Origin of the sequence: Arcticibacter eurypsychrophilus (genome assembly GCF_001730525.1) — a bacterium.
GTDB classification, from domain to species: domain Bacteria; phylum Bacteroidota; class Bacteroidia; order Sphingobacteriales; family Sphingobacteriaceae; genus Arcticibacter; species Arcticibacter eurypsychrophilus.
Map to the genome: position 1 here is coordinate 25,338 of NZ_MDFN01000033.1, position 14,760 is coordinate 40,097.

Here is a 14,760-nt window from a genome sequence, read left to right on the forward strand (position 1 = left end):
TTGGTGTTTATTTCGGTTGAATAGACAATTATTTATTTACGTATAAAACGCTTTTAACAGCTTTCACAACGCGTTCTGCATTAGGTAATGCTTCTTTAATTAAAGTTGGGGCATAGGGTAGAGGAACGTCTGCCGAAACAACACGTACTACCGGAGCATCCAGGTAATCAAAGGCTTCATTTTGTACCTTAAATGCGATCTCTGTAGCAATAGAACCAAGTGGCCAAGCTTCTTCAACAATAACCAAACGGTTTGTTTTCTTCACAGAATTAATAATTGTTTCGTAATCAATAGGGCGAACAGTACGCAAGTTAATTACTTCTGCACTGATACCTTCTTTGATTAATTCCGCAACAGCAGGATGAACTACGCGGGAAAGCATTTTTCCAAAAGATACGATGGTGACATCGGTACCTTCAGTTTCTACATGTGCTTTACCTATTTCAAGATAATACTCCTCTTCAGGAACAGGACCTTTATCGCCATACATCACTTCAGATTCCATAAAAATTACGGGATCAGGATCGATGATAGCTTGTTTCAGTAATCCTTTTGCATCGTATGGGTTAGAAGGAATAACTACTTTTAATCCGGGCACGTTAGCAAACCAGTTCTCAAAGTTCTGCGAGTGTTGAGCGCCTAACTGACCTGCATTACCTGTTGGTCCGCGAAAAACGATTGGAATTGGAAACTGGCCAGCACTCATGGAGAGGATCTTGGCTGCACCGTTAATGATCTGGTCTATGGCAACCAGGGAAAAGTTGAAGGTCATGTATTCAACAATGGGTTTCAAGCCATTCATGGCCGCGCCTGTAGCAATACCAGTAAAACCTAATTCCGCGATAGGGGTATCGATTATCCGCTTAGCTCCGAATTCTGCAAGCATACCCTGACTTACTTTATAAGCCCCGTTATACTCAGCAACTTCTTCGCCTATTAAAAAAATCTTTTCGTCTTTGCGCATCTCTTCGTTCAATGCTTCACGAAGCGCTTCTCTGAACTGTATTTCTCTCATTATTTGCTAAATCAATATTTTGGAAGGCAAATATAACGCAGTATTGCTTGGGAAACAAGTACTGAAGGTTAGGATATCGGTGCTTTACACCGGAGATGACATAGATATGTGTTCTAACGACTGTTTTTAGCTAAGAGGGGACGATTGAGGGCTGATGTTTATAGTAATTGTTACAATATTGAAAGGCGTTATTTTCTTTTTTAGGTCTGATTATTTTTAAAAATCGGATTAAAACAAAAAATGACCGGATTTCTCCAGCCATTTTTTAAATGATTTATGAGGATTAGACCTTATAGTTTATGGTCAAATGCTGGTCTGTTTTTTGGAGAGGCATCCTGATCTAGCCGATTTTTGCTTCTTCTGTTGGGTGTACTTCTACGGCCTTTAAACTTATCTGCTCTTCCTTTTTTTAATGAAGCGTATTTGCTTTGTTGAGCCGGACTTAGGACACTATTGATTTTCCTATCGCTGGAAGCATGTTCGACTAGCATTTGCTTGTGTTGTTCCATCCGTTGCTTTTCAGCCTTTTCGTGGGCTTTGGTCATTTTTTTTGCCCGGTTCAGGTTCAGGTTATAGATCTGAGTTTTTTGCTTTTCAGAAAGAACGAGTTGTTTGTCCATCCTGTCGGTAGCGAGGCGTGCTCGTTGTTCCGGACTTTCTATGCGCTTATTGTTTCTTTCTAAGCGTTGAGTGTTTCTTTCTTGAGAGAACCCTGCAGTTGCAAATCCGGCGAACAATAGAGCTGTTATGATTAAGTTTTTCATTTCTTTGTGTGTTTTAATGAATAGATAAATCCGGAGGAGAATAGTTTAACGGGGGTTTATTTAAAAAATGTTAATTCAGGGATTTACCTACAGATCTGTCTTTTTGTTATGCTCTGGTTGGATGCTTTTATTCTACTCAAAATGAATGCTTTAATGTGCTATGTAGCAACAACAGCACATAATCAATAAAAAAGATAGAATACTGTTATTTTTTAATAGATTCGTTTTGGTAATCAGTTTACTTCTATATTAAATAACAAAATGCGCTTTGGGAAAGGTATTGGAGCCTGAATGTTGAAGCGTTTTTGTAGTTTAAGGGGAGTGTTTTGTTTATGTAATTATTAGCCTACGTATAATTGATCAATAGATCTAAACCACTCATATGAGACCTTTAAGCGTTTTTTTGTTATTATTTAGCACATGCATGTGCTTTTCGGCCTGTCAGCGAAGCAAATCAGAATCTATGTCTGCAAGAGAGGAAGCCTTTGTTCTTCATCAGAATGAAGATAAACTGACGCAACTCATCATTTACGACGTATTTACTCCTCCTGTGGCGAGCCGGATTTATGCTTATTCTGCATTGGCTTCTTATGAAGCAATGCGCTTTCAGGATTCGAAATATAAATCTATAGTAGCTCAATTAAGAGGATTTGGCCCTATTGCAGCACCAGAGAAGGGTAAAAAATATAATTTCACCTTAGCGGCGACTCAAGCATTTTTTACTGTGGTAAGAAAAGTTACTTTTTCGGTTGATTCGCTGAAGGGTTATGAGGATCGTTTGTACGCGAAATTTAAAAGTGGAATGGATGACTCCACCTTTGCCCGGTCGATAGCCTTTGGGGACTCGGTGGCAAAGGTGATTTTAAAGCGTGCTAGTACGGATAATTATCAACAGACACGTTTTAAACCTAAGTTTTTAGGCAGTCAGAATCCTGGAATGTGGCGTCCTACTGCGCCTGATTACTTAGATGGTGTGGAATATTGCTGGGGAACGATGAAAACGTTTGCTTTGGATACTTCGTCGCAAATTACTTTGCCTCCGCCTCCGGTATACAGTGAAGATAAAAACAGTACCTACTATAAACAGAATCTGGAAGTTTATGAGCAAAGTAAAACGTTAACGCAGGAACAAAAAGATATTGCGCGTTATTGGGATGACAATCCTTTTGTGATGGAGCATGCCGGACACATGACATTTGCTAATAAAAAGATTACGCCGGGGGGGCATTGGATTGGAATTACAGCCATTGCCTGCAAAAAGACGGATGCAGATGCAGTTAAAACGGCTCAGGCTTATGCTTTAACCTCGGTTGCGATGTATGATGCATTTATATGCTGTTGGAATATAAAGTATCAAACATCTTATATCCGCCCGGTAACAGTGATCAACGATTTGATAGACCCGAACTGGTTACCCCGCCTGCAAACTCCACCTTTTCCTGAGTATCCGAGTGGTCACAGTACGATTACCCGCTCAGCAGCTGTTATGCTTACCCATCTTTTTGGCGATCACTTCGCTTTTCAGGATACCAGTGATTTGAGATATATCGGGATGAAAAGGGATTTTAAGTCATTTGTACAGGCTGCTGACGAAGCATCTATAAGCCGCTTTTACGGTGGCTTACATTATAAGAATAGTGTAGATAAAGGAGCGGAACAAGGTAAAAAAGTGAGTGAATACATTTTAAGCAAGTTAAAGCTGGTAAATCCATAAAGGTATGACCAATTTGTTCAAAAAGGCTTTTATCTTTGAACCCTGTTTGGATATGGATAGGATGACTATCGCAAAAACTTGTATGAATGAAAAAAGTGTTCCTATTACTGATGTTGCTGCTGGTTTTGAATACGGCAGGAAATGCACAAGATGTAAAATTATATAATCCCAATGCCGATGCGGCAAAGGAGATCAAGCTGGCTGTTGATAGGGCCGCTAAGGAAGGGAAACACGTGCTGCTTCAAATTGGAGGTAACTGGTGTGTTTGGTGTCTTCGTTTTAATCAGCTGGTCACATCCAATGATACATTAAAACTAGCTTTGAGTTCAAATTTTGTGGTGGTACATGTCAACTATAGCAAGGAAAATGAAAACAAAGCAGTTCTTGCTTCTTTAGGCTATCCTCAGCGGTTTGGGTTTCCAGTATTTGTTGTGCTGGATGGAAAAGGACACCGGCTGCATACGCAGAATAGTGCGTATCTGGAGAGTGGCAAGGGGCACGATCCCAAAATGGTACTGGAGTTTCTTACCAACTGGTCACCAGCTGCTCTTGATCCTAAATCTTATTTAAAAAACTAATTATCTGAAAAAAGTGTTGTTTATTCATCTTACTTAGATATTAATCGCTTTTTAACATATTATTCTATAGTATTTTCTTTCGTTTATGAAATATTTTCCATTAAAGCAATTTGCATTATTGATTGCTGTTGCATTTACTCTTAGCTTAAATGTTCAGTCGCAGGTAAAAAAGTCACCTGATTTTTTAGTCCAGATTTACAGGGAGACCCCAGTAAAGATCAATGCCCTGATACATACTAAACTGGATGTCCGCTTTGACTATGCCAGGTGTTATTTGTACGGGAAGGCCTGGCTGACTTTGAAGCCTTATTTTTATTCGACCGATTCTTTGCGACTTGATGCAAAGGGAATGGAGATTAAACAAATTTCAATGGTAGAGGGGAACGTGCTAAAGCCGTTAAAATACACGTATGATATGCAGCAGTTGAATATCAAACTAGGTCGTACATACAGTAGAACAGAAAAGTATACACTATTTATTGACTATGTGTCTAAGCCAAATGAACTGAAAACTAAAGGTAGTGCAGCGATAACCAATGCGAAAGGCTTGTATTTTATCAATCCGATGGGAGAAGATAAAGATAAACCGGTGCAGATCTGGACACAGGGAGAAACGGAAGCTTCTTCGGTTTGGTTTCCAACAATAGATCATTCTAATCAGAAAACAACGTCTGAAATAGCTATGACTGTGCTTTCTAAATATGAAACACTTTCGAATGGAAAGTTAATTTCCAAGAAAATGAATGTGGATGGAACCCGTACAGATATATGGAAGATGGATTTGCCTCATTCCCCTTATCTGTTTATGATGGCAGTTGGTGATTTTAAAATATTTAAAGATAAATGGAGAGATAAGGAGGTTAATTATTACCTGGAACCTGCCTTTGCTCCTTATGCTAAACAGATATTTGGACATACGCCTGAGATGATGGAGTTTTTCTCTAAAAAATTGGGTGTTGATTTTCCATGGAATAAGTATTCGCAGATTGTGGTGCGTGATTTTGTGAGTGGGGCAATGGAAAATACAACGGCAACTTTGCATGGGGAGTTTGTGCAAGCTAATGCCAGAGAGTTGCTGGATGAGAATAAGGGGGAGGATGTAATTTCCCATGAGTTGTTTCATCAATGGTTTGGTGATTACGTGACTACTGAAAGCTGGAGTAACCTCACCGTTAATGAGTCGTTTGCTAATTTCAGCGAGGTGCTATGGCGGGAATATAAATACGGGAAGGATGAAGGGGATGCAGGCAACTATAAGGATATGCAGCAATATCTGGGTTCGCCTAAAGATGCGTCTAAAGATCTTGTTCGCTTTCATTATACTGATAAGGAAGATATGTTTGACCTGGTCAGCTACCAGAAGGGCGGTAGGGTGTTGTATATGCTGCGCAATTATTTAGGTGAGGAGGCTTTTTTTAAAGGGATTAATATTTATTTGAAGCAGAATGCTTTTAAAAATGGTGAAGCGCATCAATTGCGACTGGCGCTGGAAGAGGCATGTGGAAAGGATTTAAACTGGTTCTTTAATCAATGGTATTTTGGAAGTGGTCATCCTGAATTGCAGATCAGCTATCAATGGGATGAGGTTAGCAAAACGCAAAAAGTATTTTTAACGCAATCTCAGAGTGGTGCGGCATTTATATTGCCTATGGCTGTGGATGTTTATGCGGGTGGGAAAAAAGTACGCCATGATTTCTTGATGAAGGCCAAAATGGATACTTTAAGTTTTGTGGTTAATGCTCGTCCGGATCTGGTTAATGTGGATGCGGATAAGATATTACTGGCTAAGAAAGAGGACCATAAGGTATTATCTAACTATGTATTTCAGTACTATCATGCACCTCTGTATGTAGATAGGCTTGAGGCAATTGATAGTTGCAGCGCGAATCAGTCAAAAAATGAGGATGCACGTAAAGTGATGCTTGCTGCATTAAAGGATCCTTATTATGGCTTGCGTATTCTGGCCATAAATTCAATTGACCTGACAGATTCTCTTGTTAAAGTGGCGGCGTTGCCTGTATTGAAAACGCTGTCTGTATCTGATCCCCGTAATTTGGTCCGTGCGGCTGCATTACAAAGTCTTGCTTCTATGCGTGATTTTAGCAACAGACCTTTATTTGATGTGGCATTAAAAAGTGAATCGTACTCGGTTCAGGGTGCTGCGTTGGCGGGTGTGATTATGCTTGATCCGAAAGAAGCGTTTGCTATAGCAAAAACGTTACAAAAAAATAGTAAAGGTGATTTGACTAAAGCTATTCTTGCTGCATATACCTATGGTGGAACAGAGAAAGAACTTCCTTTTTTTAATGATTCTTATGAGAAAGCGGGATTGCAGGATAAGGTTGAAATGATCAGTCCTTATTTAAGTATCCTGGCGCGGATTGATAATAGTGAGGAAGTAAACAAACGTGTTACCGATTTTAAAGAAGTAGGGATCAAAAATAAGAAATATGATATTGATAAATATGTTTTAAATCTATTTGAATCATTCAAGGAGATTAAGGTGGAAATGGCCAAACAGGCAAGTCCTGAAGTAAAGGTTGAATTACAAAAACAGCTTGCTGTATTGTCCCAGGCAATGGCTGAACTAAAAGGTTCATAAAGGTGTATATTTGGCCATGAGTACTTCATTATTTCGACCGTTTGAACGGTTTGATTTTAGCGAAAAGGTTTGTTTTATGACTGGTTTGGAAGCAGACCGACAGATTCAACTGTTTCCCGAATGGATGGTCAATACATTTAATCTGAAAGATCAAGCTTTAAAAATGCTGGATGAGCATATTCTGACTTATCCGGACATTAAAATTCCAGTTTCTGAGTTCGCTTATCAGGAGATAGAAAAATTAGAGCAAGAGGTTAGTTTGGCTCTGAATACAGGTTATGCGGCCGTTAAGGCGTTGGATGACCTCCGCTTATTTCAATGGATTGCCAAGCAGGTTTATGGCATGATCCACTATGAGGTGCGGGCGGGAATCAGGCAGCAAAGATCTACTGGTGAGGCATTAAATTTCTCGCAGGGTTTAATGCAGAAATTCGGTAATCTTCATCTCATGTTGCAGTCGCTTCTTAATCCGATGGAGTTTGAGGGCGTTCTTCCATGGAAGATCATGGTATTTCCGGTAGATAACCCTCCTGAAACTTTCAGCTACAGGGATGAGATCAATACATTGGTTTTTTCTTTAAAGATGAAGGACTTTGGACTGATTGCCTGTTTACAGGATAATGGTGAAAACGCAGCGTATCATCATGCTGTGCTGAGTACGGTTTCAGACCATACGTTACAGCCTATCCAGTTTGAAGAGATTTGTGCCCGGTTCTTTTATTCTGCTTACATATTTAATCGTTTGCCTGAGTACTCCTTGCTTTCTACGGGTGATATGTACTATATTGATGGGATGCCGTTGCGGATTAGCAGCAGGCCGTTATTTGATAACTGGCAGGTGAAGACTTACGGACAAGTACTTGAAAACTTCTGGAAGCCCTGGGGTTTTGTATTGTTTGAAATTATCAAAGATCCAGAGAATCCATTAAGCTTTATATTAGATGATCAGGGTAAATTCATCAAAAGTCCTTCAGTACCGTTAAGGCTTGGTTGATAATAGGAGTTCTCAGCGATCAATCATATTACCTGAAAGCAGTATGCTGGGTTGATTACTTGAGTGATCAGTGACCAACCATTCTTTGGATTTCGGAGAAAAAGTGACTTAGTACTCCGGGATTAAAGATGATCGTGATAATTAGTCCGGAAAGTGCGCCATAGAAATGGGCATCGTGGTTAATGCCACTGGATTGTTTCGATGCATAAGCGCTATAAAGCAGGTACAGGACACCAAAGATAACGGCAGGGATTCCGATAGGAATAAACATGATGTAAAATTTGGTACTGGGATCAAAGAGGATATAGCTGAAGATTATGGCAGATATGGCTCCTGAAGCGCCAAGACTGTTGTATCTGAAATCATCTTTATGACGCATAATGGTGCTGAGGTCGCTTAGTATCAGACTAACTAGATATAAAATAGCGAATTGCCCGCTTCCAATAATACCTTCAAGGGTAAAGGCAAAGAAATAGAAAGAAAACATATTGAAAAACAGGTGTCCCCAATCGGCATGTATAAATCCGCTGGTGATGATAGAATAGACCCTTTCTCCCCGGGTAACACTATAGGGATGAAGCATTAACTTTCCATACAGCTGTGGATTGGAGAAAGTATAGATACTTGTTATAATCGTTAATATAAAAATGAGGGCAGCAACGGGTGCCTGACTGAAGATCGCTTGAATCATGCCCGTAATGTACAAAATATTTACTTTTGTTTTAAAATCAGAATTAATGGAAAGTTTAAAATCATATTCATTCACAGCACTTGAACGCTTTTTGAAATATGTGAAAATCGATACGCAGTCAGATCAGAATTCTTTATCACAGCCTTCAACTGAAAAGCAAAAGAATTTGGGCAAAATATTAGTGGAAGAACTTCTGGAAATTGGTATAAAAGATGCAGAATTGGATGAGTTTGGATATGTATATGCCACTATTCCTGCTACGACAACAAAAAAAGTTCCGGTAATTTGTTTCTGTTCGCATATGGATACTTCTCCGGATTGCAGTGGACTAGATGTTATTCCTGTTATTCATCACAATTACCAGGGACAGGATTTGGTGTTACCGTTGGATCAAAATCAGGTGATGCGGATGGTTGATCATCCTGATCTGGAGTTTCAGATTGGGAATGATATTGTAACAGCAAGTGGAAATACGTTGTTAGGGGCCGACAATAAAGCCGGTTTAGCAGAAATTATGGATGCAGCTGCTTTTTTAATCGCTCATCCTGAATTGAAACATGGAAAGATCCGGATTCTTTTTACACCTGATGAAGAAATTGGTCGTGGTGTTGATAAGGTGGATATACAGAAGTTAGGAGCTGATTATGGTTATACAGTAGATGGAGAGTCATGTGGTTCTATTGAGTATGAAACGTTTTCAGCAGATTATGCCACGATCACTATCTCGGGAGTCAGTTCTCATCCTGGTTTTGCAAAAGGGAATATGGAAAGTGCGATAAAAATTGCTGCGGAAATAGTTTCTTTTTTGCCTAAAGACAGGCTTTCGCCGGAAAGTACAGAAGGTAAAGAAGGATTTATTCATCCGGTAGCGATGCAGGGATCGGTGGAAGAGGCATCTATTGAGTTTATATTGCGTGATTTTGATGATGCTGAACTTAAAAATCATGAAGGGATTCTGAAAGCGATTGCAGACGATGTACTGGAAGGCTATCCGTCATCTTCATATAAATTGGAGGTGAAGGAGCAGTACCGGAATATGAAAGTGGTGCTGGATAAACATCCTGAACTTATTGATTATGCGAAGATTGCGGTGGAACGTACGGGTGTAAATCCGAAACTACAGAGCATCCGTGGAGGCACAGACGGCTCTCGTTTATCATTTATCGGGTTGCCTTGTCCTAATATTTTTGCTGGCGAACATGCCTTTCATGGCAAGCAGGAATGGGTGTCAGTACAGGACATGCAAAAGGCGGTTGAAACCATTGTGCAAATTGCCTTAGTTTGGGAAGAAAAAAAATAATTTTTCAATTAAACCTCCTTGTATTTATAAAGTCTTAGAAGGGTAGCAAATAGTATTACTCAATAAGGCTTCATGAAACAATTTTTATTTTTATTTTTTACTTGTCTCTGTACCACAATTTTACATGCACAAGGGAGCCGGGCCGTAAGCGGAATTGTGCTTGATTCGACAAATGTCAGCGTAATTGCCGCTTCTATTAAACTAACATCAGCTAAGGACACACTTTTTACCCGCAGCGATGTTGACGGTAAGTTTTCTTTTAGAAATGTTAAATCGAGCCAGTTTGTTTTAAGTGTTACTAGCTTAGGATATAAGAATTTTAGTCAACGTTTTCAGTTCGCTCAGGCTGCGACACCGCTCAAGCTTTCTACTGTTATATTAAAAGTGGAAAGTAATTTGTTGAATACGGTGAACATATCAGGTGTAACTCCAATTATGGTAAAGGAAGATACGATTCAATACAGCGCGAAAGACTTTCCTGTAAGGGAAAATTCGGTTGTAGAAGATGTATTGAAGAAGTTGCCGGGAATTGAAGTAGACAAAGATGGAAATGTGACTACCCAGGGTAAAAGTGTAACGCGGGTTAGGGTTAACGGTAAAGATTTTTTTGATGGTGATTTAAAAACGGCCACACAGAATCTTCCAGCAGACGTTATTGAGAATATTCAGATCATTGACGACTATGGAGATCAGGCTAATGCTAGCGGTATCAGGGATGGAGATCCGGATAAAATATTAAATATTACCATAAGTCCCAGCAAGAATAAAGGGATGATAGCCAATGGCGTTGCCGGTGGAGGTAATGATAACCGTTATATAGTATCGGGTATGGGAAGGCTTATGAATAATGATGAACAACTTTCCATGATGCTTAATTTGAATAATACAAATGCCAATCTGTTTGATTTTGCTGGTGGTGGAAATCAAAGAGGCGGAAGATTTCGTGGTAGTGGTGGTGGCAGAGGGGGAAATGCAGGAGGAATTACCAACACACAAGCCGGTGGATTTGACTATAGAAAAGATGTTTCGAAGAAGATTACGGTGTTTGGTAGTTACAGGGTATCCTCATCTGATAATAACGCTAAAACAGATCGTTTTACGGAAACTACGACTGGTGATCAATTGATTACGACTACTCAAAGAAGCAACAACAATAGTAACAATCTGAATCAGGGACTTAACTTTAATTTAGAATATAAGATTGACTCCTTAAATTACTTGAAAGTAGCACCCTCTCTAAATTTGAGTACAAATAAGAATGATGGTGACAGCTATAAGCAAATACAGGAACTGGTTAGACAGGATCAAAATACAAGGTCGAGCAATGAGTCAAGCTCTCCGGCTTTTGGTGCTGATATTCTTTACAATAAGCGTTTTTTAAAGCAAGGAAGGAATCTGTCATTAAACTATTCAATTAATAAGTCTTACAATAAGAATGATCAGGATATTAGTGATGCCTTTAATTTTTATGATACAGGAGGAATTATAGTTGCGGGTGCAGACTCTAGCTCTCGCCGTTTGATTAATACGGATAATGAACGCTTGAGCAATCAATTAAATGTGACTTATAGTGAGCCTTTAGGGGTCTATTCCCGTTTGGATTTCTCGTATAGATACAGCCGTACAGAAAATGATAATAGCAAGATTACTGATTTGGCTGATGTCAATGGTGCGTATTTTCGATCAGATTCATTAAGTAATATTTTTAATTATTCTTTTACTGCGAACCGGTTTGGCTTAAGCTATCGGTATGACCGTAATAAGTTGTATAATTTCTCTATTGGTATGGCTGCTCAGCCTACTACATTAAAGGGTTATTCGGAGACTAATCATGTAAGTGCGGGAAAAACAGGATTTAACGTGTTCCCTACTGTACGATTCTCGTATAATTTTGCCAAAACTGTATCTTTAAAGATCAACTATTCAGGAGAGAGCAGTGAACCTGGTTTTGAGCAGATTCAGCCGGTGGTTGACTTAAGTAATCCTCAAAGTCCGGTAATTGGAAATCCTAATCTAAGGTCAGCATTAAATCAGAATGTAAATATTGAGTACAATAATACGGATGCGCAGACAGGGGCCTACTTTAGTGCAGGAGCGAGGGGAAACATTATCAGTGATCGGATTATCAACAATACGGTCCGAATCAGGGAGCCCATTATTAGCGGAACGGATACAACTTATAATTTGATTCAGGAAAGACGATTCTTAAATGAAGATGGCTATTATGCTTCCAATGTATATTATAGATGGTCTAAGCCGTTTATGGATAAGAAATACAGGCTTCAGGTAGGAGGAACCGTGAATTATACCAATGATGTCTCTTATGTGGATAACGAAAAAAACATTGGTAAGAACTGGACCTTTTCTCAGAATGCCAGATTTCAGATCAACCCTAACGAAAATATTGATATTACACCGGGAGCTTCTTACCGGTACGGATTTGTAAATTATTCTCTCCCGAATAGTATTGATTCCAAGAACTCTACTCTCTCTTTGGATTTGAATGCAAAGATCTATGTTTTTAATACATGGATTCTTGGCTTTGACGGAAGTAAGAATATTAATTCAGGCTTTAGAAGTATCAATGCGAATCCATTAGTTATAAACAGCTATCTGGAAAAGCAGATGTTTAACCGAAAGGGACGACTAAGATTACAAGGGTATGATTTATTAAATCAAGCTGCCACTGTGAATGCCACTCAGGGGGATAATGGTTATTCAGTTAGTAATACAAACCGCTTAACACGGTATTTCATGTTAACCTTTGCTTATCGCTTCAATAAATTTGCAGGAAGAACACAAAACAACCGTGGGGATATGCCTCCTGGGGGTGGTGAAAGAAGAGAAGGTGGATTTAATCCTGGTGGTGGAGGTGGTGGGGGTTCACAGGGAAGAGATCAATAAGAGATCTTTCCTAGGACTGGTTTGGGCTCAGGAAAATAGTCCAAACCATCTCCGTACTTATAAAAGGAGTTAATAGTTACCGGAAGTTTTCCCGTAGCTGGCATTTGTCCTGTTAGAATTTTAACTACAGAACGTTGTGCCTCATCACTATTTTGGTAGGTTACAAGGACACTTTTACTAGCTTCTATGCCGGGTAAACCTGCAATAGTATAGGGATTTGCAAAAACACAGGATATGGTGTTTAATTGAGCGAGTTCTGCTATGAATATTTTGAGTGGAGTATTGTAATCCAGGGAGCTTTGTGGCCTTTTGCGGTAATCATGGATTGCCATAATTACCTGATCGTACTTTTTAACTTCCTGAAGCATTGCGTTCATGTCTGTGGCAGAACCAATTTTAGACATAAGGAAGAGCATGGAATTGGGGATCTTTAATTTAAGATCCTTTTGGAACTTAGTAAGTTCAGTTACTCCCAGACTAATAATTGCAGTCCGTTTTTTAGTGTCGAGTGCTTTTAAAAGGCTATCACTATGCAAAACAGTAATGGATGCATCTACAAGGTGTTGATTCAAACTGAGAGCTTCACCACTATTTAAGTCTTTCAGGAGATTAATGGTATTTATTGGGTGATAGTTATTGAGACCGGCCCAGTATTTTGCTTCTAATATCTTCTTAACACTTTGGTTGATTCTTTCCCGAGTGATTCTACCTGTTTTAACGGCTTTCTTTACTAGTTTGATGGCACGTTTTGTATTTTCAGACAATTCAATAATATCGTTCCCTGCAATTACTGCTCTTACATCAGCTTCACCATCGGGGAAAAACTTAACTACACCTTTCATTTCCATTGCATCGGTAATGGCAAGTCCTTTAAAGCCTAGTTCCTCTTTAAGTAAGCCGGTAACTATTGTTTGTGATAATGTAGAGGGTAAATTTTTAGTAGGATCGAGTGCCGGGATATTCATATGTGCGATCATGACACCTGAAGCTCCTTGCTTGATAAGCTCCCGAAATGGATATAATTCCAGTGAATCGAGCCTTTCCTTTGTGAAATTCAATACAGGTAAACTTTGATGGGAATCCACATTGGTATCTCCGTGACCTGGAAAATGTTTAATGCTCACTAATATGCCCTCGTCTTGTAACCCGCGCATGTAGGCTAGTCCTTTTGCTGCAACGTTGTATTTATTATCCCCAAATGAACGGTATCCAATTACAGGGTTGTCCGGATTATTGTTAATATCAACTACTGGTGCAAAGTTTAAATGCATCCCTAGCATTTTAAATTCTTTTCCAATTTCCTTTCCCATCTGATAGATCAGGTCATTGTTCTGAATGGCACCAAGTGTCATTTGATAGGGATAGGATATTGTACTATCGAGTCTCATTGATAAACCCCATTCTGCATCCATTGCAACAAGTAATGGGACAAGTGATACCGATTGATAGGAATTCGTTAATACAGCCTGCCGTAGGGGGCCTCCCTGGAAAAAGACCAGTCCCCCTACTCGTGAATTGTGAATTAATGTTTGTATTGAGTCCTCGTAAGCTTTTCCTTTGTCTGTGTGCGCCCTGATAAAAAACATCTGAGCTATTTTCTCTTTCTTATTTAATTTCTTTAAAACGGAATCTACCCATTGATCTTTGCCTGACATGGGTTCATAAAAGGGAGTTCTGGTTTGTGCGGAAAGGTGGGTAACAATAGAAAGTAAGAGTATAAAAAACAACAGGGGCCGGGTGGCTCTCATAATCACTGATATTAATAGAATATATAGGATACAATATTAACAATCCTGGATTGTTTTTCATCTAAATGAGTTAATAAAAGAATAAAAAGGTAAGTTATCAGTCTGTTATTCATATTTGATAACAGACTGACAATAAAATTACATACCAGTTTTTGTGGTATCTGTTGTGGTGGGAGTAGATGTAGGTGCTGATTCAGTCGAAGTGCTGTCAGTCATTGTTCCAGATCCAGTTCCAGTTGAAGTGGAATCTACCATTGAACTGTCCATGTTGGATTGAGATTCTCTGCTTGCAGAGCATGATGCCAGACCTAGTCCGGCCGTAAACATTAACATAATGATTTTAGTTTTCATAGCTGTTTTTCAAGTGTTTGCAATCTGTTAATTGTCCAACTTGTAACAAAGAAAGTAGTTATAGGTTTCCGAAATAGCAATTAAATCGAATTTTGATAC

11 protein-coding genes are annotated in these 14,760 nt (G+C 39.2%); 6 read left to right on the forward strand and 5 right to left on the reverse strand.

The annotated features are described in order from the left end of the window. Nucleotides 1–28 precede the first annotated feature (28 nt). Nucleotides 29–1,015 carry a pyruvate dehydrogenase complex E1 component subunit beta gene (locus BFL47_RS16160; protein WP_069660833.1) on the reverse strand — a complete coding sequence of 329 codons (987 nt, stop codon included), beginning with the start codon at nucleotides 1,013–1,015 and terminating at the stop codon, nucleotides 29–31. 290 nt (nucleotides 1,016–1,305) lie between these two features. Then, nucleotides 1,306–1,779 (reverse strand): hypothetical protein, encoded by a 474-nt coding sequence (locus tag BFL47_RS16165; RefSeq protein WP_069660834.1) that lies wholly within the window; start codon nucleotides 1,777–1,779, stop codon nucleotides 1,306–1,308. 463 nt (nucleotides 1,780–2,242) lie between these two features. Between BFL47_RS16165 and BFL47_RS16170 the strand changes: the two genes are divergently transcribed. The 4 genes from BFL47_RS16170 to BFL47_RS16185 all read left to right on the forward strand — a co-directional run bounded on the left by BFL47_RS16170 (nucleotide 2,243) and on the right by BFL47_RS16185 (nucleotide 7,667). After that, nucleotides 2,243–3,493, forward strand: coding sequence for a vanadium-dependent haloperoxidase (locus BFL47_RS16170; protein WP_245681392.1), 1,251 nt, complete (start codon nucleotides 2,243–2,245; stop codon nucleotides 3,491–3,493). A gap of 86 nt (nucleotides 3,494–3,579) precedes the next feature. Then, a complete protein-coding gene (locus BFL47_RS16175) occupies nucleotides 3,580–4,071 on the forward strand; it encodes a thioredoxin family protein (RefSeq protein ID WP_069660836.1) in 492 nt (163 codons plus the stop codon). A gap of 85 nt (nucleotides 4,072–4,156) precedes the next feature. Continuing rightward, nucleotides 4,157–6,673, forward strand: coding sequence for a M1 family metallopeptidase (locus BFL47_RS16180; protein WP_069660837.1), 2,517 nt, complete (start codon nucleotides 4,157–4,159; stop codon nucleotides 6,671–6,673). Between the two features lie 16 nt (nucleotides 6,674–6,689). Further along, on the forward strand, nucleotides 6,690–7,667 hold the full coding sequence (locus tag BFL47_RS16185) for a hypothetical protein (RefSeq protein ID WP_069660838.1): 978 nt from the start codon (nucleotides 6,690–6,692) through the stop codon (nucleotides 7,665–7,667). A 67-nt stretch (nucleotides 7,668–7,734) separates the two neighbouring features. Here the strand turns inward: BFL47_RS16185 and BFL47_RS16190 are convergent, their stop codons facing one another. Further along, entirely contained in the window at nucleotides 7,735–8,358 is a 624-nt protein-coding gene (locus tag BFL47_RS16190; protein ID WP_170827339.1) for a rhomboid family intramembrane serine protease, read from the reverse strand. Nucleotides 8,359–8,404: 46 nt separating this feature from the next. Between BFL47_RS16190 and pepT the strand changes: the two genes are divergently transcribed. Next, a complete protein-coding gene (gene pepT / locus BFL47_RS16195; RefSeq protein WP_069660861.1) occupies nucleotides 8,405–9,658 on the forward strand; it encodes a peptidase T in 1,254 nt (417 codons plus the stop codon). Between the two features lie 72 nt (nucleotides 9,659–9,730). Then, on the forward strand, nucleotides 9,731–12,562 hold the full coding sequence (locus BFL47_RS16200) for a TonB-dependent receptor (RefSeq protein ID WP_069660839.1): 2,832 nt from the start codon (nucleotides 9,731–9,733) through the stop codon (nucleotides 12,560–12,562). Here the strand turns inward: BFL47_RS16200 and BFL47_RS16205 are convergent. Together BFL47_RS16205 and BFL47_RS16210 are read right to left on the reverse strand one after the other, a co-directional pair. Beyond that, a complete protein-coding gene (locus BFL47_RS16205) occupies nucleotides 12,556–14,310 on the reverse strand; it encodes a glycoside hydrolase family 3 protein (protein WP_069660840.1) in 1,755 nt (584 codons plus the stop codon). The genes BFL47_RS16200 and BFL47_RS16205 overlap by 7 nt on opposite strands. Nucleotides 14,311–14,448: 138 nt before the next feature. Further along, a complete protein-coding gene (locus BFL47_RS16210) occupies nucleotides 14,449–14,661 on the reverse strand; it encodes a hypothetical protein (protein WP_069660841.1) in 213 nt (70 codons plus the stop codon). Between the last annotated feature and the right edge of the window lie 99 nt (nucleotides 14,662–14,760).

Excerpts from the sequence above, each read along its gene's own strand:
- BFL47_RS16160 (WP_069660833.1), bottom strand. The coding sequence starts at position 1,015 with ATGAGAGAAATACAGTTCAGAGAAGCGCTTCGTGAAGCATTGAACGAA.
- BFL47_RS16165 (WP_069660834.1), bottom strand. The coding sequence starts at position 1,779 with ATGAAAAACTTAATCATAACAGCTCTATTGTTCGCCGGATTTGCAACT.
- BFL47_RS16170 (WP_245681392.1), top strand. The coding sequence starts at position 2,243 with ATGTCTGCAAGAGAGGAAGCCTTTGTTCTTCATCAGAATGAAGATAAA.
- BFL47_RS16175 (WP_069660836.1), top strand. The coding sequence starts at position 3,580 with ATGAAAAAAGTGTTCCTATTACTGATGTTGCTGCTGGTTTTGAATACG.
- BFL47_RS16180 (WP_069660837.1), top strand. The coding sequence starts at position 4,157 with ATGAAATATTTTCCATTAAAGCAATTTGCATTATTGATTGCTGTTGCA.
- BFL47_RS16185 (WP_069660838.1), top strand. The coding sequence starts at position 6,690 with ATGAGTACTTCATTATTTCGACCGTTTGAACGGTTTGATTTTAGCGAA.
- BFL47_RS16190 (WP_170827339.1), bottom strand. The coding sequence starts at position 8,358 with ATGATTCAAGCGATCTTCAGTCAGGCACCCGTTGCTGCCCTCATTTTT.
- pepT (WP_069660861.1), top strand. The coding sequence starts at position 8,405 with ATGGAAAGTTTAAAATCATATTCATTCACAGCACTTGAACGCTTTTTG.
- BFL47_RS16200 (WP_069660839.1), top strand. The coding sequence starts at position 9,731 with ATGAAACAATTTTTATTTTTATTTTTTACTTGTCTCTGTACCACAATT.
- BFL47_RS16205 (WP_069660840.1), bottom strand. The coding sequence starts at position 14,310 with ATGAGAGCCACCCGGCCCCTGTTGTTTTTTATACTCTTACTTTCTATT.
- BFL47_RS16210 (WP_069660841.1), bottom strand. The coding sequence starts at position 14,661 with ATGAAAACTAAAATCATTATGTTAATGTTTACGGCCGGACTAGGTCTG.